General features: G+C 35.4%; 17 protein-coding genes. 13 read left to right on the top strand and 4 right to left on the bottom strand.

What is annotated here, in order from left to right:
- Positions 1-11 precede the first annotated feature (11 nt).
- Positions 12-1,868 carry a molecular chaperone HtpG gene (gene htpG, locus ACPWSR_RS03570; RefSeq protein ID WP_426350330.1) on the bottom strand — a complete coding sequence of 619 codons (1,857 nt, stop codon included), beginning with the start codon at positions 1,866-1,868 and terminating at the stop codon, positions 12-14.
- 245 nt (positions 1,869-2,113) lie between these two features.
- On the opposite strand from htpG, the gene ACPWSR_RS03565 reads away from it, so the two are divergent.
- The 4 genes from ACPWSR_RS03565 (at position 2,114) to ACPWSR_RS03550 (ending at position 6,011) form a co-directional block, all read left to right on the top strand.
- Positions 2,114-3,001, top strand: coding sequence for an enoyl-CoA hydratase/isomerase family protein (locus ACPWSR_RS03565; protein ID WP_426350329.1), 888 nt, complete (start codon positions 2,114-2,116; stop codon positions 2,999-3,001).
- A gap of 90 nt (positions 3,002-3,091) precedes the next feature.
- Positions 3,092-4,213, top strand: a complete 1,122-nt coding sequence (buk, locus tag ACPWSR_RS03560; protein WP_426350328.1) for a butyrate kinase — start codon at positions 3,092-3,094, stop codon at positions 4,211-4,213.
- Positions 4,214-4,241: 28 nt separating this feature from the next.
- On the top strand, positions 4,242-5,084 hold the full coding sequence (locus ACPWSR_RS03555; RefSeq protein ID WP_426350327.1) for a 3-keto-5-aminohexanoate cleavage protein: 843 nt from the start codon (positions 4,242-4,244) through the stop codon (positions 5,082-5,084).
- A gap of 24 nt (positions 5,085-5,108) precedes the next feature.
- The gene (locus ACPWSR_RS03550) at positions 5,109-6,011 is read left to right on the top strand and encodes a phosphate acyltransferase (protein WP_426350326.1); all 903 of its coding nucleotides are present in this window, start codon (positions 5,109-5,111) and stop codon (positions 6,009-6,011) included.
- 59 nt (positions 6,012-6,070) lie between these two features.
- Here the strand turns inward: ACPWSR_RS03550 and ACPWSR_RS03545 are convergent, their stop codons facing one another.
- Complete coding sequence (locus tag ACPWSR_RS03545) at positions 6,071-6,994, bottom strand: LysR family transcriptional regulator (protein WP_426350325.1); 924 nt, start codon at positions 6,992-6,994, stop codon at positions 6,071-6,073.
- A gap of 166 nt (positions 6,995-7,160) precedes the next feature.
- On the opposite strand from ACPWSR_RS03545, the gene ACPWSR_RS03540 reads away from it, so the two are divergent.
- Both ACPWSR_RS03540 and ACPWSR_RS03535 read left to right on the top strand, forming a co-directional pair.
- Positions 7,161-8,339: a thiolase family protein gene (locus ACPWSR_RS03540; protein ID WP_426350324.1), complete on the top strand. Its 1,179-nt coding sequence runs from the start codon at positions 7,161-7,163 to the stop codon at positions 8,337-8,339.
- On the top strand, positions 8,339-9,583 hold the full coding sequence (locus ACPWSR_RS03535) for an L-lactate MFS transporter (RefSeq protein WP_426350323.1): 1,245 nt from the start codon (positions 8,339-8,341) through the stop codon (positions 9,581-9,583). The genes ACPWSR_RS03540 and ACPWSR_RS03535 overlap by 1 nt, the downstream gene beginning before the upstream one ends.
- Positions 9,584-9,855: 272 nt before the next feature.
- Here the strand turns inward: ACPWSR_RS03535 and ACPWSR_RS03530 are convergent, their stop codons facing one another.
- The gene (locus ACPWSR_RS03530; protein WP_426350322.1) at positions 9,856-11,859 is read right to left on the bottom strand and encodes an FAD-dependent oxidoreductase; all 2,004 of its coding nucleotides are present in this window, start codon (positions 11,857-11,859) and stop codon (positions 9,856-9,858) included.
- A gap of 138 nt (positions 11,860-11,997) precedes the next feature.
- The gene (locus tag ACPWSR_RS03525) at positions 11,998-13,305 is read right to left on the bottom strand and encodes a PucR family transcriptional regulator (RefSeq protein WP_426350321.1); all 1,308 of its coding nucleotides are present in this window, start codon (positions 13,303-13,305) and stop codon (positions 11,998-12,000) included.
- Between the two features lie 372 nt (positions 13,306-13,677).
- Between ACPWSR_RS03525 and ACPWSR_RS03520 the strand changes: the two genes are divergently transcribed.
- The 7 genes from ACPWSR_RS03520 (at position 13,678) to ACPWSR_RS03490 (ending at position 24,663) form a co-directional block, all read left to right on the top strand.
- Positions 13,678-14,940, top strand: a complete 1,263-nt coding sequence (locus ACPWSR_RS03520; RefSeq protein WP_426350320.1) for an N-acetylglucosaminidase — start codon at positions 13,678-13,680, stop codon at positions 14,938-14,940.
- A gap of 478 nt (positions 14,941-15,418) precedes the next feature.
- Positions 15,419-17,854, top strand: a complete 2,436-nt coding sequence (locus tag ACPWSR_RS03515) for an SH3 domain-containing protein (RefSeq protein WP_426350319.1) — start codon at positions 15,419-15,421, stop codon at positions 17,852-17,854.
- A gap of 288 nt (positions 17,855-18,142) precedes the next feature.
- Complete coding sequence (locus ACPWSR_RS03510; RefSeq protein ID WP_426350318.1) at positions 18,143-19,585, top strand: LCP family protein; 1,443 nt, start codon at positions 18,143-18,145, stop codon at positions 19,583-19,585.
- A gap of 13 nt (positions 19,586-19,598) precedes the next feature.
- Complete coding sequence (locus ACPWSR_RS03505) at positions 19,599-20,615, top strand: oxidoreductase (RefSeq protein ID WP_426350317.1); 1,017 nt, start codon at positions 19,599-19,601, stop codon at positions 20,613-20,615.
- Between the two features lie 392 nt (positions 20,616-21,007).
- The gene (locus ACPWSR_RS03500) at positions 21,008-23,083 is read left to right on the top strand and encodes a BglG family transcription antiterminator (RefSeq protein WP_426350316.1); all 2,076 of its coding nucleotides are present in this window, start codon (positions 21,008-21,010) and stop codon (positions 23,081-23,083) included.
- Positions 23,076-23,345 (top strand): PTS sugar transporter subunit IIB, encoded by a 270-nt coding sequence (locus ACPWSR_RS03495; protein WP_426350315.1) that lies wholly within the window; start codon positions 23,076-23,078, stop codon positions 23,343-23,345. Before ACPWSR_RS03500 ends, ACPWSR_RS03495 begins: the two co-directional genes overlap by 8 nt.
- Positions 23,346-23,385: 40 nt before the next feature.
- The gene (locus ACPWSR_RS03490) at positions 23,386-24,663 is read left to right on the top strand and encodes a PTS ascorbate transporter subunit IIC (protein ID WP_426350314.1); all 1,278 of its coding nucleotides are present in this window, start codon (positions 23,386-23,388) and stop codon (positions 24,661-24,663) included.
- Position 24,664: the final 1 nt, after the last annotated feature.

Below are 24,664 nucleotides of genomic sequence, written 5' to 3'. Positions count from 1 at the left end.
TGAAAAAGGGGTTACATACACATAATGCTTCTTTCCACTAGGCTTTCTAGAAGCTTTTCACTTCTTATGATGAATGGCTCTGTATCTTCAAGCTCCATTTTTCCTTGACTTAGCAGTGCTAGGTCAAAAAGCTGATTTAGTATTATATTTGATACCTCTTGAGAAGATTTAAGGACAAAGCTTATTATTGGACTTTTTAAATTGACTACATAGGTGCTTCCAGCTTGCAGCTCTTTAGCTGAGTAGTTTTCTTTATTAATTATTCCATATATCTCAAGCATATCTGTCATTCTCCTGGATTTTTCATCATTTATAATCAAGGTAGTGATTGCTTTCTGCTCTAGGTTAGTAACTCTTAAGGTCATGTTCAAAAGACGGCTGCCTAGGGCATGATTAATTTTTTCGGTCATTATCTTAATGTTATTCTTATCCTCTTCGCCAATGAAGCCTTCAAAAAGAGAACCAATATTTGAATCAATTCTTATAAATTTTATATTAGGATGGACTAGCTCCTGTCGTCGCATAAGGGGCTGGTCTATCACATGGTCAAAAAGAAGGGCATTTAGTCCACATCTTTTGAAAATCTCTATATAGTGTGCCTGTTCCAGTGCATCGGAGGAGTAGTATACTGTGTCCTTATGGTTATTCTTTTCATCATTAATATACTCCTTAAGGGTTAGGTAGCTTCCGTTTATATCCTGAAAAATAACCTTTTGAGTCATTACTGAAGAAAATATTTTGTCTTGAAGTATTCCATATTTTACAAAGGCGTTAAGATGAGGCCATTGCATCTCATAGAATTCTCTTTCACTTACAAACATATCATTGACTGCAATGGTTACCTCCTGTGATAAGGATTCTTTTATTATCCCTAAGGCATTATTTTGAATTTCCCCCTCTCGCAAATTGGAACGAGATACCACTAGAGGTAGGTCATCACACTCTATTATTCCACTTTGAAGATTCACAAACTTTGGAATAAGCTCCTTTATATTTTCTCCTATGTATACACCACGGCTGTATACTTTAAAGCTACCATCTAATTCTTCTTTTCCATTTTTGGTATTCCTAAAGAAGATAATTCCACGAATACCTATATCAATGCTCTCAAATTTTATCCAGGATAGGGGGGCTTGTATATCATTAAAGAAATCCTTATAGAAGCTATTCATTTCTTCTTTATCAATAAGCTCTTTAGGCTTTCTCCAGATAGGATCAGGAAGGTTAATGAGAACATTATCAAACTCAGGTGCTTTGTAATATATCTTAACCTTAGAAAAAATGAAGTATTTCTTGATGATATCATATAATAAGGAAGGCTTTTTTATATATTCGCTATCCTTATTTATGTGAAGTATTATGTCTGTTCCCGGAGTAGTTTTTTCTCCTATAGCCATCTCGTAGCTCATATCAGAGTGGCAATCCCATCGTACAGGAGACTCGTTTTTTATATAGGATTTGGTTTCTATAGATACATGGTCAGAGACCATAAAGGAAGAATAGAAACCAACGCCAAAATGCCCGATAATAGAATCCTTTCCTGCACTATTATGCCTGTTTATAAAATCTGTAGCTCCAGAAAAGGCAACTTGATTAATATATTTGTTAACCTCTTCTGAGGTCATTCCTATACCATTGTCAGAGATGATAATTTTGTTTTTATCTGTATCTAATGTAACTGAGATGCTTCCTTCACTATCCATTGAAGTAGCTCCATTATGGCCTTTTAGAAGGTTTAGCTTTTGAATAGCGTCACAACTATTAGATATCAATTCTCTAAAAACTATATCCTGTTCTGTATACAACCATTTTTTTAATATAGCAAATATATTTTTACTTTCAACAGATAGTACACCACTACTTTTCATTTTACCATTCCACCTTTATATAAGTTTCACAAAAATTACAACCATATTTTACTTTCTTTATACAATTATAGCCAAATAATGGAGATATTAAAATAAAAATAAATCTTAAAGACTATGCATATTACGCATTTTACGTTGCAGTTATCTATTGATATGATTGATATTAGATACTGCAATAAAAGGGATAAATGTAAAAGTTATTCAGCTTATATTGGGGTTATTAAAACCTTATAGGAGGGGAAAAGATGTCAAATAGAGTGACAAATACAAATTATGTTAAATGGCCAACCTTCGAGGAAATTAAAGAGATGTTCAAAGAACATTTCATTATGGACAGACGTGAGGATGGAGTAGTAACTGTAAGAATGCACACTAATGGGGGACCACTGATTTGGTCCATGGAGCTTCACGATGCTATCGGGAAAATGTGGAGAATGCTTGGAACTGATAGAGAGACAGAAATGATTATATTCACAGGCACTGGAAACATATGGGTTACTGACTTTGAAGCGGCAAGCTGGGCTCCAGAAGGAGATGATGCTGGTGCAACAAGATATAATCATATGTTTGTTGATGGAAGAAGAATGATAATTACAATGATACAGGATACAGAGGTTCCTACTCTTGGAGTCCTTAGTGGTTCTGGTGGACACATAGAGTTAGCTTGTATGTGTGATTTCTGTATAGCTGCTGATGACATTACTGTTCTTGATCCTCATATGCTTCCAGGTACAAACAATGTACCTGGGGATGGAATACAGAGCTGCTTCATGGAACTAATGCCAACTAGACAAGCGGTTTGGTATCTAATGACAGGAGATAAAATGTCAGCAGAAGATCTGGTAAAGTTTGGATTAGTTTCAGAAATTGTTCCTAGAGAAAAGCTTATGGATAGAGCCTATGAAATTGCTGATATGATGATGGCACAAAACCGCATAGTTAGAAGACTTGCTACTCAAGTTGTTAGAAGACCTTGGAAAAAGAGAATTGTGGATGATCTTGATTGTGCTTTTGGAACCGAGATGTTTGGTATGTTCTGCGCTGATGAGCTTCACTCTAATATTATTTCTATGATAAAGCACCTAGGCTTAGAAGGTAAAATAGATCCACCTTTAAAGGCAAAAATAAGATAAAAATAGTTTTATGCTTTGCAATAATATGTGGGGAAGAATATGTCTCTCCACATATTTTGCTAGTAGAAAAGAAAAATAATGGAGGAAGTTATGAAGAAGATATTTACTATAAACTGTGGCTCCACCTCCACTAAGGTGGCATATTTTGAAGATGATAAAATGATATCCAAGGTTTCACTGGATATTACCGCTGAAGAGCTTAAAAAAATGCCTAAAACTTTAGACCAGCTAAACTTCAGAACAGAACAGGTAAAAAGATTTTTAGAAGATAATAATTTGTTTCCAGAGGATTTCAATATAATTGTTGCTAGGGCAGGAACAATTTCTGCGGTTCCTTATGATGGAGCTTATGAAGTAAATGAGCTTATGATTGCCTCTGTTACTTATGCACCAGAAGCACAGCATGCTTCCACATTATCGTGTCTAATTGCAAAGGAGATATCTAAGGGAACGAAGGTTCCGGTCATTGTCTATGATCCTACCTGTGTGGACTCTGCAGATTCTATAGCAAAAATAACTGGCATACCAGAGATTACCAATATGCCAGTGGCACATCTATTAAATACCAAGATGGCGGGAATTACCTACGGAAAATCTATAGGTAAGGAATATAAGGATTTAAATCTTATTATAGTACAGCTTGGAGGAGGGATCACCCTAGGTTTTCACGATCATGGGAGGATAGCTGATTGGGTATATGATGATGAAGGCCCTATGTCTCCACAACGTGCGGGAGTTATTCCTACTAGATATATGGCCAATTTCTGCTATAACAGCAAAATGACTCTACAGGAAATGAGGATGTATCTTTGTGGACAGAGTGGTTTAGTAGCATACTTTGGAACACAGGATGTACGAGAAGTAGAAAAGCTTATTGATCAGGGAGATGAGAAAGCAGAGATAGTTTTGAAAGCTATGGCTTACGGTGTGGCTAAGAGCATAGGTCAATTATCTGTTATAAGAGCAGGTAAGGTAGATCAGATAATACTTACTGGTGGAGTAGCATATAGTGAAAGGGTCACTTGTTGGATAAAGGAATTAGTAGAGTTCATTGCACCAGTTACTGTAATACCGGGAGAAAAGGAAATGGAGGCTTTAGCAGCAGGTGGTCTTAGGGTCTTACAGGGGGAAGAGATACATCCATATAATGTATATCCTAAAGGCTACAGCTCCATTGAGGAAATTATTAAAAATCCAAGCTTCCTGGCTTAATATAATACTAATTTTGGGAGGTAAATAAATGGCATTGGAAAGCAAAGTTATAATAACGGCGGCTCTTACTGGAGCTATGACACCAAAAAAGCTAAATCCCAGCATACCCGTTACACCAGAAGAGATAGCTGAGGACGCCTATAGATGTTGGAAAGCTGGAGCAGCAGTGGTTCATCTTCATATGAGAGATGAAAACGGTTCAGGAACCATGAATAAGGAGTTATTTAAGAAGACAGTAGAGCTTATCAGGGAGAAAAAAGATTGTGATGTTGTAATAAACTGTACAACCTCCGGAGACAATAAGGCTTCCTATGAAGAAAGAATGGCACATCTTCCTTATGTGATGCCAGAAATGGCTTCTTTTGATTCTGGATCCTTCAACTGGATGCCTTTTGGAATTTTCGATAATTCACCTCAATTTCTTGAGCCTTTAGCTATAAAGATGAAAGAGTTAGGAATCAAACCAGAACTAGAGATATTTGATTCAGGTTTTATGGGTATCGCTAAGTACTATTGTAAGAAAGAAATATTAGAGACTCCCTGCCACTACCAATTTGTTCTAGGTGTTTTGGGAGGTATGGAGGCTTCAGTAAAAAATCTTCAATATCTATGTGATATGCTTCCAGAGAATTCAACCTGGTCAGCTTTTGGAATAGGCAAGGATCACATGAAAATAATGTATGCCACCCTAGCCTTAGGAGGACATATAAGGGTAGGACTAGAGGATAATGTTTATTATTCTGCAGGGAAGCTAGCAACCAATGTACAGCTAGTGGAGAGAGCAAAAAGAGTAATTAGTGAATATGGAAAAGAAGTAGCAACCCCAGAGGAAGCTAGAGAAATATTAGGAATAAAGAAACTTGAGAGATAGGTTTCTAGAATTAGGAGGTCAGTTATGTATAGAAATTTTGAAGACTTAATAAAAAAGAGGCTTGACCTTAACGGATCACCTAAAAAACTTATTCTCGCAGGAGCTGAGGATGCTCATGCATTAGAGGCGGTTTTTATGGCCCAGGCTAAAGGATATATTTCGCCAGTTTTAGTAGGGGATAAGGATAAGATAGTTAAAATAATAGAAAATATTGGAGCTGAAGAGCAGCACTTTGATATATTTCATTGCGCAGAAAAGGATAACCCTGGAGAAATTGCAGTTAAGCTTATAAAAGAAAACCAAGGGGATTTTATAATGAAGGGGAGACTAGATACAAAGAGTTTATTAAAGCCTATCCTTCAGCGTGATAAGGGATTAAATAAAAATGGTTTCATTACTCATTTTGGTCTTATGGAGCTTAAAAACTACCACAAGCTTTTGGCTATGAGTGACTGTGCAGTGATACCCTATCCCTCTTTTAAGGATAAAGTGAGAATTCTGGAAATAGTTTTTGAAGCCTTAAAAAAACTTGGTTACTCTAAACCGGTGGCAGGCGCATTATGTGCTGCTGAAGCTATAAGTGATAAAATGCCAGAAACAATTGAAGCTAACAAGCTTCAGGAGCTATCGAATGAAGGATATTTTAAAGATGGTATAGTTGTTGGTCCAATATCCTTAGATCTTGCTTTAAGCAAGGAGTCAGCTATGGTAAAGGGGTATGAATCTCCCTATGCTGGTGATGTAGATATGCTGTTGGTTCCTCAGATGGTAACTGGGAATGTAATGAGTAAAATATGGAATTCTGATTCGGAAAATATATTAGCTGGTTGTGTGCTTGGAGCAGATGTTCCTATAGTATTGACCTCTAGAAGTGCAAGCACCGATGAAAAGCTACATTCTATAATCCTTTGCGCTTTATTGTGTTAATATAAAAGCTACCTTCCTAAAAGAATAGGAAGGTAGCAAATTATCTTTTATATTGGTATTCATGAGAGATGTTCTAAAAAATCCCATTCTCTGCTTTTTACAAGTGTATTCACAAGTTTTACAAAGCTTGCGATGATTTTTGAGCTTTCTGGTTTTTTGTAAAGCATTACTATTTGACTTTTTGCGGAAAATTCATCGAGAGGATAGTAGGTAATATTATCCTCATTACTTATAGCTGTAGTGAATGATGTTGGAACTATACTGTATCCAAGACCTAAGGAAGCCTGAAGTATAACAGATTCTGTTGTATTTACATATGTTGGCTTTATTGTTTCTCCACCAGCATAGTTCTGGAGCTCATGGAGTACTGATTTAATAAATGGAGGTTCCGAATAAGAAGGTAATATCAAGGGATAGCTTTTAATAATACTTGCAATAGCTTCCTTGGAAGATTCCTTAAATATTTCTGAAGAAACTACCAGAGAAAAATCATCTTCTGCTACAAAGCTGCAATTAATATTATCACTTGTAGGTATAGAAAAATCATAAGTGAAACCTATATCGTAAATATCGTATAGGATAGCGCTAGTGATTTCATTAAAATCATAGGATTCAATGATCAGTTGAATATCTGGATATTTTTCTTTGAAAAGATGAATAGGCTGATAAAGAAGTTTATTTAAGCTGTTAGGTATCACTATTCTAAGTACTCCTACAGTTCCTTTTTCAGCGGACTGGGTATTGTGGATAATCCTTTCCATGTGTTTTATGAAAAGGTCGCATTCCTTACTGAAAACATTACCTGCCTCTGTTAGTTCAAGCTTTTTGTTATCTCTTATAAAAAGAGTAACATTAAGCTCTTTCTCTAAAGCCATCATGTTACGACTTAAGGTGGATTGGCTTATATAGAAATGCTTTGCTGCCCTAGTTACATTTTTGTATTTAGCTATATATTGAAAGTATCTTAGGGTTTCAATATCCATAACAACACCCTTTCATAAATTCTAAATTAACAATATTAATGTATTTATTTTAACATATATACCATAATGTTGAAATGAATTTAATGATTAATTTGAAGCTTATTTATGAATAAAGTAAGTTTTTTGTTTAAGTTACTGTTTAATAAATTATAAGAGGAGTATAACTATGGAAAATTGTGTGATAGTCGCTTATGGGAGATCTCCTATGGGCAAAGCAAATAAAGGTACCCTAGCTAATGTACATCCTGTAGATTTTGCAGCAGAAGTGCTGAGGGGAGTGCTGGATAAAGTTCCAGAGTTAGATAAAGAAATTATAGATGACTTAATATTAGGTTGTGCCATACCAGAAGGAAGTATGGGGCTTAATCCAGCAAGAAATATACTGCTTCGAGCTGGTTTTTCAGAGAAGATTCCTGGACAGACAGTTAATAGGTTTTGCTCATCAGGAATCCAAGCTATGGCAATAGCAGCATCAATGATTTCTTCAGGACTACAGCAGGTAGTAGTTGCTGGGGGTGTTGAATCTATGAGTTCTCCTGTATTATCAGATAACAAGGAATTTCTTAATCCTTGGCTAAAGGAAAACACTGATGCTTATATATCAATGGGATTAACTGCTGAGAATATAGCAAGGAAATATGGAATAAATAGAGGGAGAATGGAGACTTTTGCAGTAGAAAGTAATGAAAAAGCAGCAAAGGCTGTGGAAAGTGGATGTTTTAAAGAAGAGATAATTCCTGTCACAGGAATTAGCAAGGAAGGAAAAAAAGTGATTTTTGCTGATGATGAGTGTTATAGAAAGGGAACTAATCTTGAGGTACTTTCTACTTTAAAGCCATGTTTTAAGGAAGATGGACTTGTTACAGCGGCTACCTCTTCTCAAAGAAGTGATGGGGCATCCTTCGTGGTAATGATGTCTGAAGCTATGGCACTTAATTTGGGAATAAAGCCACTAGGAAAATTCATATCCTTCGCTGTAGCTGGATTAGACCCTGCATATATGGGAATGGGCCCTGTTTATGCTGTGGAAAAGATTATGAAAAAAACTGGATTGAAGGTAGAAGACATGGATGTAATAGAACTCAATGAAGCCTTTGCATCTCAAGTATTGGCGTCTATGGATATTCTTAATCTTAATCCTAAGAAAGTGAATCCAAGAGGAGGAGCACTAGCATTAGGGCATCCACTAGGAGCTACCGGTGCAATTCTTACTTGTAAGGCTCTAAACTACCTTAAAGATACTAAGGGGAGATATGGTTTAATAACTATGTGTGTAGGTGGAGGTATGGGAGCAGCATGTATTTTAGAAAATTATATACTGCCTCACAGGGAGGAGAAAAAATAATGAATCAGATTATCGATAAAAGCCTTGCTAATAAAAGGATAATATCTATGGTAGCAGCAATGACAGTCTGTGTCATTGCTGGCTTTGGATATGCATGGAGTGTACTGCAGACTCCAATAGTAAAGACTTTAGGTTTATCTGAAATGGATGTATCCTTAACCTTTACTATCACCATAGTATTGTCTACCCTTGCACCATTAGTATTTGGTAAATGGATTAGTAAAAGAAGAACTAGACAGGTAATCTTATTAGGCGGTATGCTTATGGGATTTGGACTCTTCCTAACTGCTTATGTTAAATCAGCGTTTATGCTCTATATAACTTATGGTGTAATTGCTGGATTAGGTGTAGGTTTCGTGTACCCCTGCATTATGGCGTATGCTGTAAAGCTTTTTCCTGATAGTCAGGGTATCGCTTCAGGGCTTATGGCAGCAGCCTATGGTTCTGGAGCTGTAATTTGGGCACCAGTAGCAATAAAAATTATACAGAGCACTTCTTTGGGTGGAGCTTTCAAAATTCTTGGAGTAATTTTTATGCTTTTAATTGCATTCTTATCAATTTTTATTATGGATATACCAGAGAATTTAATGGGAGAAAAATTTCATGAGAATGAGGGATTAGAAGGAATAAAAGGGTCATATTCTGTGAGAAACTTAAGACGTGGTGAGATGGTTAGAACAGCTATGTTTTATGTAATGATAATAACCTTTACCTTTGGTACTACTTCAGGATTGATGATTATTGGACAGGCATCTCCAATTTTACAGCAATCTGTTGGACTTAATGAAACTAAAGCAGCTGTTTTTGTGGGGATATTTGCACTGTGTAATACTCTTGGAAGGTTTCTTTGGGGGATAATTTCCGATAGAATAGGGAAGTTTTCAGTAATGCTTTTATTATTTATTATAACTGCTTTTAGCATGGCTATGATTGCTATACTTGGTTCATCTCCAATAATAATTATTTTTATGGCATTAACAGCTGCTAGTTATGGCGGTTTTGCAACGATTATCACACCTCTTACAGCAGATGTTTTTGGTAGGAAGTATGTGACAGAGAATTATGGTCTTATGTATATGGTATTTGGCTTAGCTAGTCTTATCGGTCCTAGGGTAGCGGTGTTTTTTAAGACATTAAATCAAGGTAGCTATATTAATGCATTTATTGTGGCTATGGCTATGAGCATTTTAGGATGTTTTTTTGCATTGTATATCAAGAAGGCTCAGGCTGCTAAAATTAAATGATTATAGAATTTATTTCTCGTTTTTTTGGATGGTTCTCAAAAACGAGAATTTTTTATATTTTAATTTTATATTATTACGGAATGTTACAATTATGAAAATGATAATCTATAAGAGATTTTGCAAAGGTCGCAGAGGAAGGCTTAAGCTGTTATTCAAGTCTTTAAATTAATCAAGGCCTTTGAATGATAGGTTTAAGATATGTAGAGCAAGAAATAAATAGAATGACTCCGGTTATATGTCTATATAACCGGAGTCATAATTATATTATGGCTTTATATTCTTCTGCCAGCATGGAAGCCTTCATGCACTGCTTGGATTATTTTTCTAGGAGAATTTACATCTCCCACAGGGATTATCTCTACACCAACAAGATTATTGCGTAGGTCGTCTAATATATCTCTGTCTGATTTAAGTCCTAAGGCAGTTACTACAGAGTCAGCTTCATACACTATATCAGTATCATTGGACTGACAGTAGACTTTATTAGCTGCTATTTCAGTGATTTTATGATTGACTCTAACATCTATGCCTAACTCTGCAAGCTTTGAGTCTAGTACCCATTTTGTGTAAATTGCTAGGTCAGGGGCTGCAGTAGGTAGCATATCTATCATAGTTACTTTTTTGCCTTCCTCAGCTAAAACCATAGCTACTTCGCAGCCTACAAGACCAGCGCCACAAACTATAACGCTATTTCCTGTTGTTACTTTGTTATCTAATACATCTAGTGCGTCTAAAGTATTATTAGAGGCTTTTATTGCTTTAGGCATGCTAGGATAAGCCCCTGTTGCTACAATTACAGTATCAAACTTATTAGCTTTTATTAATTCCTTGTCGGCACAAGTATTAAGCTCTATGGCAATATTGCTGTTTAATGCAGAGTTGATTAAATATTTCATATAATCTCTGTAATCTAGTTTAAAATCAGGTATTGTAACATAGTGGAGAGCTCCGCCTAGTTTGTTGTTTTTTTCGTATAAGGTAACATCATGCCCTCTTTCAGCAGCTGTAAGAGCAGCTTGTATACCTGCAGGACCTCCACCTATAACAGCAACCTTCTTCTTTGACTTTGTAGGAGCTACTGTTACGTACCCTTCATATTCCTTACCAGCCTCAGGATTTACGGCACAGGATATACCATTGTTTTTCATTACTTCCCCTAAGCATTCATTGCATCGGAGGCATCTACGTATTGATTCAGGCTTTCCTTGTCTAATTTTATTAGGATAATCAGGATCAGCAATATTTTGTCTTCCTATTGAAATAAAGTCAGCGTCGCCCTTGCTTAAAATATCCTCTCCCATTTCAGGTGTAATGCTACATACGGCAAGAACTGGTACTGAAACTACTTTTTTTACAGCAGCAGCTAAGGAAATTAAGGTTCCTCTAGGGGTGTAGTTTGGAGGTACCCACATAGAGGTTGCTACGCCTTTACTGAGATTCTTACCTTCTGGTGATTCTTGCCCTGACATAACAGCGTTATATTTATGTAAACGTGAATCCCAAGTACCAGCTGAAACGTGGATAGCATCTGCTCCAGCTTCTTCAGCCATTTTTGCAAATCTGCAGGCTTCTTCTAAGGTAATTCCATTTGGTACATCCTCATCGGCAGAGAGTCTATATATTAAAGGAAAGTTCTTCCCTGTATGCTTTTTAATAGATTTAATAGTCTCTAAAGCAAATCTGGCTCTATTTTCAAGGCTGCCGCCATACTCATCTGTTCTTTTGTTAGTGTAGGATGATAAAAATTGTAGAGGCATATAACCATGAGCTCCGTGAAGCTCTATGGCATCAAAGCCACAAATCTTAGCTCTGCCAGCAGCTTGGCCATATTTTTCTATTAGCTCTTTAATATCTTCTATTGTCATGGTTCTTGGATTTTCATTGGGGAGTTGCATAGTTCCAACTCCTGAAGGAGTTATAGGTCTTTCTCCCGTTACGCTTTCACTAGCAAAGCAGCCTCCGTGAGCTAATTGAAGACAAACCTTAGCTCCTCCTGAGTGAACTGCATGGGGAATTCTGCTTAAGCCAGGCATGAATTTTCCTTCAGTAGCTTCTATCTCCCCTTGAATAACTCTTCCTAGTGGGTCTGGACAACAAACTTCAGTAATGATTAAGCCTACGCCTCCGTTAGCACGTCTTGCATAATAATTAACAATTACATCTGACACTGTTCCATCAGCTGCAGCAAGATTTGTGCCCATTCCAGGCATAACCATACGATTTTTTAGCTCCATACTACCTATTTTTCCCGGTTGTAATAATTTTTTAAAGTTCATGAGTCAATCCTCCTAATAAACGTTGTTTAATTATTAACGATTTATGTTAAAAGATTAACATTAATGAAAATATATTACAATGACCACAAGAAAAATATACTCCTGTGATTTTGTTCAATTGAACAAAAGGGTTAAATACTATCTTACCTCATCAATCATAATAGATAGCTGTAAGTGTAGCCGTATTATTGGATCGTCGAAGTCATCATCAATGATTTCTCTAATTCGATTAAGTCTGTAGTTGATTGTATTTCTATGTATAAACATCCGTTCCGAAGCTTCTGTAGAGTTCTGATTACTTAGGAAAAAGTTCTTTAAAGTGAAGATATATTGTGTTTTTTGATTTGTATCTATTTCTTTTAATTTGACATAGGAGCGACTTAAGGTGAGAGTTCTTCCATTATTATTTTGATAGTCTGCTATTATGCTATAAGGAGCGATTTTATTATACAGAATCACAGGAGAAGGGTAGCTGTGAAAGCTTTTCATTAATGAACGTATTTTTTCAATTTCTTTATAGCACATGTGTATTCTTGTTATTTCATTTACCGAAAGGCTTATCATAGCTTTAAGTTTTCTACGGATAAGCTCCTTTTCAAAGCTAGGATTATTGAAAAAATACCAGTTTTTTTCATTATGATAGCCTAGTACAAAGTATATACCTTCATTAGTTATAGTGTAAGCTGCAGTACTGAATTTAGATGAGAAATATGTCTTTAGAGAGTCTGCAGTAGCACGGATATTATCTTCATGTAGCTCTGATTTAATAAAGGCAGCACAATAGAGAGGACTTATAGGTATTTTTAGAGCTTGTGATCTATGGTTTGCCATATCATTAGAAACCATATTGCCCTTTAGAAGGTCTGAGATGAATTCGTCCTTGAGCTGGCCGTTGGCTATAGAAATTATATCTCTTCGGCTGATTACCATGCTGATTACTTTTGCTAGGATTTGGAGCTTGTATAAATCTATCAAGGTTATTTTTTTCTTGATCTGTAATAAGGCTATGTAACCTTGAGTTTCATTATCTGTTTTTAGCTTGGCTACTACCCTTGTAGCACAGCTCTCGAAAGCTTCGTCTGGAACAAAAAGAGGTAGCTCTGATTTTTCTAGTTTATCCCAAAAGCTATCCACATCAGTCTTATCAACGTAATCAATTGGACAATAGCTGTTTTGGATTATAACCTTCCATATAGGATCCTGTATATCATAGTCTCTTGTAAATGCTAAAAGCTTATAACTATCATCAGTTATAATAAGGGGATTTCCTAAAAACTTAGAACCATATTCCTCTAATTCATCTAATGTGATATTTGAATAGACCAGGCTTAATAAGTTAAGATATTCCTTGCTCAGGGAAATGAAGTTAGCATCCTCTAAATGTTCTTCGGCTATAATATTTTCTTCTATACTCGTATGAGGGGTTGTCTCTTGTAAAGAACTCATAAATATTCACATCCTTAGAAGTTTTCATTACATATTTTAGCATTTATATTTGATGGTGTATATATATTGATTTATGCAAAGAACATTATAATATTAAGCTTTTTAACGGTGGATGAGAGCAGAATACTGAAGTTTTTGAGAAAGCTATAAATTATATAGGATTCTTATAAGGGAAAGCTTTTTTCACATATCATAATGGCTTTCACAACTGTTAATAAAATATAAATATTCAATTAAAATTATAAACAAAATATAGATGTTTTGTATGTTTTTTCGACTTATAGCCTTCATAATATTACAATATATTGACTTTTGTGAAAGCTTTCGGTATAAGTGTAATAGGTAAATAATTCTAAGGAAGGTATAATATATATGGTTAAGCGATTAGGAAACACTGCGATAGCAATAGCCTTGGGTATACTATTATCCGGTGCTGTAGCTAATGCTGAGGAAATTAAGACGATGACAACCACGGCTTCTCTTAATATCAGAAATGGAGCAGGAATCCAATATAATGTACTAGGCTCTTATAAGGAAAATACCAACGTAGAAGTAATTAGCATTGAAAATGGATGGGTGAGGGTTTCTTTTAATGGAAACGTTGCCTATTGCAGTGCTGATTATTTGGAGAATACTGCGACGAAGGAAGTCCAAGCAGAACCGGAGATTATGCTGGAGTCAACTACCTATGTTAATGTGAGAAGGGGACCAGACCTATCCCATGAAAAGCTTGGTATGCTGAGTCCTAGAGATAAGGTTAAGCTTATAGCTTCTGAAGGTGTATGGAATAAGGTTGAATATAATGGTCAGGAGGGCTATGTTAGCAATAGTTATGTAGTGTTAACTAATTCTGATGAAAGCAATAATAAATTTTATCATTATAGCAAGGAATTAAGCTTTACACTGGATGATTTTATTTCTGGACAGGCTGCTAAATTTAATTATTCATCAAAGGGTGGAGAAATAAATCAGGAGACATTAAACACCTACTTAAACCCTGATTTGATATTAGATAGAGGCAATCCCTATCAATTTTTAAGAATAAATAAATTTAGGGACAATATAAATACAGATAAGCTTAATGCTTATTTAAATTCACTGAAGCATGATACCTTCCATGGTAAGGGACAAGCCTTTATTGATGCAGCGAGAGAGTATAACATAGATACCTTATATTTAGTAGCCCATACGATATTAGAAACAGGCTATGGAAAATCTGAACTAGCTAGAGGTGTGGACTATGAACTTCCAGAGGGGAAGTCACAAGAAAAAAGTACTGTAAGGGTACATAACCTCTTTGGTATTGGAGCTTATGACCATGATCCTGTTGGAGAAGGCGCTGCTACTGCTTACGGAAATGGATGGACAAGCATTGAGCTGGCTATAAAGGGTGGTGCTAGGTGGATATCTGAAAATTATATTCATAGTACGAAACTCGGACAAAATCAGTATACCCTTTACATGATGAGGTGGAACACTAATAATTATATTAATCCCACAAGAAATGCTATATGGCATCAGTATGCTACGGATGTAGCCTGGACTGATTCTGTAGCTTCTTTAATGAAAGATTTGAGCTACATATATGAAAATGCAGTACTTGAACTGGAAATACCCGTGTTTCGTAAGAAATAGTTATATACAGATAAATAGAATATAAAAGTATAAAAAAAGACCCTGTAAAATAGAAGCAGTTACAAATGGTGTTTTCTACTATTTTGTAACTACCTATTTCATAGGGTCTTTTTACTGAAGCATCTAGTTTTCTAAAAAACTTTACCTTTATACAGGTACAGTTAGTATTGAATAAGAACTTTAAAGTAGAGTAAATTTGTAAAATATTATCAAAATATAAATAGGAAATAGAGTATATAATTTATTGATACAATACTACAAATTGTATTGTGATATTAAAGTTTGTTTATAATAAGTTTTACAAAATAACAAAAAATACATAAACATTAATAAAAGGACTCTTAATTTGATGATATATTAGAATATTACAAGATTATTTATCGAATGATAATATAATTTATCATAATATGTTGACTTTTCTGTAATTTTTAAGTATAAGTAAAGTATATAACTATTTTTAAAGGAAGGTTTATTGAACATGGTTAAGCGATTAGGAAACGTTACAGCTGCAGTAGCTTTAGGTTTGCTGTTGTCTGGTACTGCTGTAAATGCTGATGAGCTTAAAACTATGACCACTACAGCCAATCTTAATATCAGAAGTGGTGCAGGAAATCAATATAGTGTGCTTGGCTCCTATAGTAAAAATACCTCTGTCCAGGTAATCGCTATTGAAAATGGTTGGGCAAAGGTTTTATATAATGGAAAGACAGCTTATTGTAGTGCAAGCTACTTAAAGGTTACAAATACTACAAAGACCATGAAGACCAAAGCAAGTCTAAATGTAAGAACTGGACCGGGTACGAATTATGGGGTATTAGGCTCTCTAAAAAAAGGTGAAACTATTTCTGTAAAAAGTATAAGCAATGGCTGGGCTAAGGTATCCTTCAAGGGTAAGACTGGTTACTGCAGCAAAGAGTATCTTGAGGAGGTTTCAAGCTCTTCAAATTCATCAAGCAATTCATCTAGTACTAGTAATGATACTTCAACTACAATGATTTCCACGGCAAGTCTCAATGTTAGGAGTGGGGCAGGAACAAAATATAGCATTATAGGCAGCTATGCTAAGGGTGCTAAGGTTTCGGTTTCAAGCATTAAGGATGGATGGGCAAAGGTATCCTACAAAGGTAAAACAGGCTACTGTAGTACCGAGTATCTAAAAAAGACTTCGGATTCCTCAGGTTCATCAAATAATTCATCAAGTAATTCAACAGGCGGTTCTACAAATAGTTCCTCAGGGATCAGTAATAGCACATCAACCACGATGATTACCACTGCAAATCTCAATGTAAGGAGCGGGGCAGGAACAAAATATAGCGTTATAGGCAGCTATAGTAAGGGTGCTAAGGTTTCAGTGTTAAGCATTAATAAAGATTGGGCCAAGGTTTCCTATAATGGAAAGACTGGCTACTGTAGTGCTGAATATCTGAAGAAGGCTACTTCCGAGGCTGAAAAGGAAGAAAGCTATACAATGATGGAGGTTACCACTTATGTAAATGTAAGAAAAGGACCAGGGACCACCTACGAAAAGCTTGGTATGCTTAATCCCAAGGATAAGGTTAAGGTTTTAAGCATCGACAAAGAATGGGCTAAAATTTCATATAATAATAAAACAGCCTATGTTAGTACTGCATATTTAAAGGAAATTAACTCTAGTGATGAAGAGGAAATAACCTATAAGATTATGAAAAGCACTACACATCTTAATGTGAGAAGGGGAGCAAGCGTTACTGCCGATAGGATTGGTCTTTTATCTCCAGAGGAAGAGGTTAAGGTAATAGCTATAAGTAAGGATTGGGCAAAGATTCTATACAAAAATGAGATTGCATACTGCAGTAGTGAATATTTAGAAGAAATTCAGGAGCCTTCAACTAAGCCCTCGAAGCCAGAAACTCCAGAGGTGCCCGATACCCCATCAATTGAAGTGGTTAGTGACACAATTTCCGTTAGTGCTTCTCAGGTTAATGTAAGGAAAGGACCAGGGCAGGAGCATGAAATAATTGGCTCTGTATCACAGGGGCAGATCCTTAAAAGGACAGGAGTCCATGAAAGTGGATGGGTTAGAATTGAATATAATGGACAGCAGGGATATATAAGCGGCGATTATGTAATAGCAGTTAGCTATGATAGCAATAATACAATATATCATTATAATAAGGAGCATAGCTTTACTCTAAAGAGCTTCATGGAAACCCAGCTAGCTAAGTATAACTTTGCTTCCACTGGGGAAGCTATAAATTCAGATACCTTAAATAAATACATGAATACTGATTTGATTGTTAATAACGGTAATATCTATCAGTTTTTAAAGCTTAATAGGTTTAGGAATAATATAAATGTAGGTAAGCTTAACAGCTACTTAAGTTCATTAAGATATGATACTTTTTACAATCAAGGACAAGCCTTCATCGATGCTGCCAGGGAATATAATATAGATCCATTGTATTTGGTTGCTCATACTATACTAGAAACAGGCTATGGCAAATCTACCTTAGCTAGAGGAGTTGACTATGAGATTACTGTACCTACTGAAGATGGTCAGTCCACAGAGACAAAGGTAGTAAGAGTATATAACTTATTTGGTATTGGAGCCTATGATAGTGATCCTCTTGGAGGAGGAGCAGCTACTGCTTATGCAAATGGTTGGACAAGCATTGAGAAGGCGATAAAGGGTGGTGCCCAGTGGATAGCTAAAAACTATGTCCACAGCACAAGAGCTGGACAGCATCAATACACTGTGTACATGATGCGCTGGAACACTAATAACTACATAAGCCAATCAAGCAATGCTACATGGCATCAGTATGCTACGGATATATCCTGGGCTGATTCCATATCTAAATTAATGAAGCAGCTTAGTTATCTTTATGAAGGTGAGTCTCTTGAGCTAGAGATACCTATATTTCTTCAGCAATAGTTAATTTGGTATTATAATACCTATATTAATACCCTCCTACAAGGATAGATCTGTAGGAGGGTTGTTTTGCTTGTATATTTATTATTTTCTCATTTTCGGTTATAATTATATAGTAAAAATTTGTAAGTATGCCTTGCTACTGAGAATCCTAAATAATGGATATGTTTATCTATCACTATAAATTTCTTAGTGGTATAATTAATATGTTTGATAATTTTAAAATAATAGATAACTTTATGTTGTAATTAAACGTAAAATAAAGTGAAAATGACCGAAAGGTGGATACTTATGTCCTCGAGAACAAAGAAAAACAAAAAAAGTAAATATAATATTCTCTTCTTAATACTGCAGATAGTTATTAGTGTGATTTTTGGGTCCATGCTATTATACCTAGACATGCTTCCAGGTATTTATTTAGGAGCTATAATTGGAATTTTAGTAATACTTATTCTTATAAATTATCTGCTCTTAAGCTGGAAAAAGGGAAGGGCTATCAGCTATGGACTTTCTGTAATTATTTCCTTAGTGCTGATAGTTGGTGGCTATTACATCTTTAGAACCTCTGCAATGCTTGATAAGATTACCTCGGTGAATACAGAAATCAACAATATAAATGTGTATGTACGAGCTGATGATTCTGCAGAAGCTATCGAGGATGCGGTGTCCTATGATTTTGGAATATTAGAAGTTTTAGATAGGAAGCATACCGATGAAACCATTGATAAGATAAACAAAAAATTAGATACAAATATTTCTACCAAGAGCTATGAGGCTCCCACTGATTTAATTGATGAGCTGCTCAAGGGAAGCATAGATGCCATTATCCTCAATGAAGGTTATGTCGGCATGTTTGAAGGTATTGAGGGCTATGAAAATATTAAAGAAAAAATAAAATCTATATATATAAATACCTTTGAAACAGAAGTGGAAAATCAAGCTCCTGTGGATAAGGATGTGAGCTCTGATGGCTTTGTGGTATACCTCAGTGGTATAGATACCACTGGTCCTGTATCTACTAAGAGCCGTAGTGATGTAAATATTCTTATGGCTATTAATCCAACCACAAGGAAGATACTTCTTGTGAACACACCAAGAGATTACTATGTGCCTCTATCTATTTCTGGTGGAGTTAGGGATAAGCTTACCCATGCTGGTAACTATGGAATTAATGTCTCTATGGATACCTTAGAAATGCTTTATGGAGTAGATGTAGATTATTATGTAAGGCTTAACTTTACCAGCTTTGTTACGATAATAGATACCCTGGGAGGTGTAGATGTTTCTTCTGATTATAGCTTTAATGCAGGAGGATATTCCTTTGCAAAGGGCAATAATCATCTGAATGGACAAGCAGCCCTTGCCTTTGCCAGAGAAAGATATTCCTTCGGAGCAGGGGATAGACAGAGGGGAAAAAATCAGATGGCTGTAATTCAAGCAGTTATAAATAAAATGACCTCGCCAGCATTATTAAGCAATTATACAGCACTGCTGAGCGATATAAGCAGCAGTATTCAGACAAATATAAGCAATGATGAAATTTCTGACCTAGTAAAAATGCAGCTTTCTGACATGAGGGGCTGGGAGATATCCTCCACCAGTGTTGATGGTACAGGTTCTTCCAATTACACCTTCTCCATGCCAAGGCTCAAGGCATATGTGATGGTACCTAATGAAGCTTCTGTCAATGAGGCTGTGAATATGATTAAGGGAGTTTTACAGGGGGAAAATTAGTAAGGAGGCTTCTATGCTTACCATTGGATATATTGGAAACGGAAAAAGTACTAATAGATATCATTTGCCCTTTGTACTTCAAAGGGAAAATATAAGGGTAAAAACAATTTATCAAAGAAATCCTAACCATGAAAGCTGGGAGAGGATTGAAGGTGTGAACTATACCTCTGATTTAGAGGAGCTTTTAAAGGATGATGAAATTCAGCTGATTGTAGTCTGCACAAGGTTAGATAGTCATTATGATTATGCGAAGTTGGTGTTAGACCACAATAAGCATTGTTTAGTGGAAAAGCCCTTTGTGAGAACCTCAAAGGAAGCAAAGGAATTATTCGAAATAGCCAAGGATAAAGGGCTAGTCCTTCAGTCCTATCAAAACAGACGCTTTGACAGTGACTTTTTAACAGTTCAAAAGGTCATTGAGGAAGGTAAGCTGGGCGAACTCCTAGAGCTGGAAATGCATTTTGATTATTATCGTCCAGAATTACCGGAAGCTTCGACTAGTTTTGACAGAGACAACTCATTTTTATATGGACATGGTTGCCATACCCTAGATCAGGTGATAAGTTATTTCGGAAAACCAGATCACATCCATTATGATGTAAGACAGCTCTTAGGCTCAGGACGAATGAATGATTACTTTGATTTAGATTTATATTATGGAAAGCTGAAGATATCTGTAAAGTCCAGCTATTTTAGACTCAAGGAAAGGCCAAGCTTCATTGTATACGGAAAAAAGGGAGCCTTTGTGAAGGAAACAAAGGATCGTCAAGAAGAGCATTTAAAGCTCTTTTATATGCCTGATAATAAGGATTTTGGAGTGGATACCTTAAAGCATTATGGTGTGCTAACCTACATCGATGAGGAAGGGGTAATCTATGAAGAAAAGGTGAAGTCCGTGGATGGCGATTATGGAAGGGTATATGATGATTTGTATGAAGCTATTATAAATGGCAAGGAAAAGACTATTACCGATGAGCAGATACTGCTGCAGATGGAAATACTGGAAGCTGGGGTAAGGGGTTTGAGGTAATAGGATATATAGTTGTTTAAGAGTATTTTACCTGATGAATAAATTTAATTTTAAAATTTTAATAAATATTATAAGCTCATATTTTGTTATCAGTTTGAGCAACTGATAATAGGGTATGAGCTTTTTATATAATTATAAATATCTATGTTTAAACATACAGCATTTTAAGACATTATATTAAATTTTAAAGGGTATAAATCGATAATTTAGTAAAGTAAAGTGGTAAAATATATGAATAAGATAATATATTTAAATAGTCATTCTGTGCTTTCTATACATATATATAAATTAATTTTAATACTAGATATCACAAATCTTCATAACTATGTGAAATATTATGGTTTTGATGACAAAAAATTTAAATTATATAATTAATAACAAGGAGGATATGTATGAATGATAGTATGAGAGAATTACTTTCTTTATTAATCAGAAAAGAGAAGTTTTTTACTATAAAAGAGCTTTCGAGTCTATATTCTTTAAGTACAAGAACTATATATAATAGCTTGAATTCCATAGATAGCTTTCTAGAGGATATAAATATGAGACCTTTAGAAAGAGTAAAGGGTAAAGGGATTAGATACAAGCTAGAACTGGAAGAAAAGAAAACTCTTATGGACATACTTTTTAGCAAAAGCTACGCCTATTTATCTCCAGAGGAAAGAAGAAATCAAATAATTATTAAGCTTACAGAGTCTCATGGATATTTCCTTGTTGAAGATTTTGCTAATATGCTACAGGTTTCAAGAAATACAGTAATCAATGATATAAATATTGCAAAAGAGTGGGTTAGCAGCTATGGTGTTAAGATAAAAACCTATCCCTATAAAGGCATTACCCTTGAGGGGCAAGAGGAAAATATTAGAAGAGCGTTGTTTAAATTAATTTCTGAAACAGAGCTGAAGCTAGGGAGCTCCAATATGTTTTTATCTAGAATACTGGCTAATGAAGAAGCGATGGCTCTAGAAGAGTTTGTTTCAGTACTGGAAAAGAATTTGAATACAAATTTTTCTGATATATCCTACTTATCAATTATGCTTTCCTTCAGCATTGCAATAAAGAGAATTAGGATTGGCTCCTATGTGAACAGGAGTGAGGAAGCAGAAGCTATAGTAGAAACAAGAGAGTTTAAAATTTTACAAGGACTAAAGGAATATTTTATTGATACATTTTCTATTGAACTTCCTTATGAGGAGCTTATATATTTATCCCAGCAGATAACAGGAAGCAGTATTCAATCTTATGATAAAGTAAACAATATTTTTGAAAACTGGATACAGCTGCAGATAGTTTTAAGAAATTTTATTATTGCAGTTGAAATAGAACAGGGGATTGACATAAGTCTTGATAGAGAATTATTTTTAGGGATGCTTCAGCACTTAAGGTCTACCTTATACAGGCTTAATAATAATATGGTTTTAGAAAACCCAATTGAGAATCAGATTATAGAACAATTTTCTAAGCTACATAAAAGTGTAGTAAGAAATATAAGCATCATTGAGAAAAGCTTTTCGGTGCTGTTTACCTCCTCGGAAATATCCTTTTTAACAATGCATTTTGCAGCAGCTATAGAAAGAAGAAGGAAGCGGAGAAGAAAGGTGCCCAGGGTTGCAGTAGTATGTAGTTCTGGCATAAGCACTTCTCAGATACTCCTGGCACAGCTAAAGAGCAGATTTCAAATTAATGTTGTAGGAGCTTATTCTTCTAGAAATATAATAAAGGTAATCAATGAGGAAATAATTGATTTGATTATTACTACCATAGACTTACAGCACCATGGAGTAAACATAATTAAAGTAAATCCAATATTATCAGTGGAGGATATTAACAGGCTAAACATTGTTTTAGATAATATAGTAGCTCAGTTTAACATACATACCTTGATAAACATATTTAAGAAAAACGGAACAATAAATAACGAGATTAAGCTTAAAGAAGAGCTTATAAGATACCTGCAGCCTCAGGAGGTAGAAGCACAGAGGGTGGAGAAGCCTGAAAGGAGAATAGAACCTATGCTAATAGAAGTGCTGAATGAAGATTTAATCAGTGTAATGGAAGAGGTTGAAACAAGAGAAGAAGCAATAATCAAAAGTGGACAGCTTCTTTATAAAAATGGACTTATTGAGGAAAGATATATACAGGCTATGCTGGACAACCTAAAAGATAATGGTACCTATATTGTAATAGCACCAGGAATCGCAATGCCCCATGCTAGACCAGAGCTGGGAGCTAAGGATATAGGAATAAGTCTTATGACCTTGAAGAAGCCTGTGAAGTTTGGACATAAAAGCAATGATCCAGTAAGCCTTGTTATTGGCTTATGTGCTGTAGATCATCAAACTCATTTGCTAGCTTTATCTGAGCTTATGGGTATATTAGGAGACGAAGCGTCTATCGCTAGAATATTAAAGGCCACCTCATCTGAGGAAATAATGGAAATAATAAAGGAGGAAAGAGAAAATGGTTAAAATTGTTACAGTATGTGGGGCTGGAGTTGGAAGCAGTATGATGCTTAGAGTTTTTACTCAGCAGATATTAAAGGCGGAGGGTATTGATGCTGAGGTGGAGGCTTCAGATATAGGATCAGTAAATGCTGATAGCTATGATATAGTTATTACTACCTCTGATTTTGCCGATATACTTAGAAGCTCTAGTGCTAAGATAATCCGAATAGATAATATGATGGATAAGGCATATTTAAAGGAACAGCTATTGAAGTCTATAGAGTAAAATAGTTCTTTGTTATTATACATTTTTAGGGGGTAATTAAATGAATATTTTCATGTACATAATTAACAATGTCCTGAGCCAAGCTGTGTTTATTATTGGAGCTGTGGTAGTTATAGGCCTAGTAGCTCAGAAACAACCACTTTCTAAGGTAATACCCAGCGCTATAAAAACAATGATAGGCTTCTTAATGGTAAATACTGCAGGGCAGACCTTAGGAGTAGCTCTCCTACCGCTTCAGCCCATGCTTATAAAGGTTTTTAACTTAAAGCTTCAGGTACAGGGGATAGGGGAAGCTCAAGCTCAAAGTGTTTCTGAAATAGGTACAGAAATGGCATTAATATTTGCTTTGGGATTCTTCATTAATATACTTATAGCTAGGGTTACAAGGTTTAAGTATGTCCATTTATCTGCACATGTTTCATTCTTTTACGCAGGATTAATAGCAGCACTTCTTAAGTTTGGCACTGATTTATCCTTTATATCAATAGTAATAGTTGGCTCAATAATCCTCGGTGTTTATTTAACCTTTACTTGTGCATATATAGCCCCTCTGATGAAAAATATTAAAGGAGGAGAAGGCTTTACTTTAGGTCATTCCAGTTCTATAGGTATATTCCTAGCCGCTAAAATAGGTGGCCTAGTAGGAAATAAAGACAATGACCTAGAAAAAATAAAGATACCAAAAAGCTTGAATTTCTTAAGAGAAATGACCATTGCTTTAACTATAGTTATGACATTAATGTTTTTAATAATATCACTTATCGCAGGGCCTTCCTGGGTTGCTGCAGAGGTGAGCAATGGTAAGGATATAGTTACTTTTTCATTACTTAATGGATTGGAATTTGGATTATGGATTACAGTTATAGTAACAGGAGTAAGAATGCTGTTATCTGAAATCGTTCCTGCCTTCCACGGTATAGCAGATAAGCTCATACCTAATGCTGTTCCAGGACTTGATGTTCCGTTATTATTCCCTAACTATCCTACTTCTGTAATATTTGGATTCTTAGTAAGCTTGGGTGCAGGCTTTATAGGTATGGGAATATTAGGAGCCTTAGATTATCCTATAGCAGTATTTCCAGCATTGATACCTACCTTCTTTACAGGAGCTGTTACTGCTATCTTTGGTAACTCTACTGGTGGAGCAAGGGGTGCCTTTATAGGTTCCTTCTTAAATGGACTCATATTAATATTTGGACAAGCATTATTATTACCTATGGTAGATTCCTTTGCACCTATAATGAGAATACTTAGTGAAACAGATTATGCTTTCTATGGTCCGATCTTAGGTTATTTATTAAAGCTTTTAGGTATATAAT

The organism is Alloiococcus sp. CFN-8, assembly GCF_049943125.1.
Lineage (GTDB): Bacteria > Bacillota > Clostridia > Clostridiales > Clostridiaceae > JAEXZL01.
This window is presented reverse-complemented; position numbering and strand designations above follow the sequence as displayed.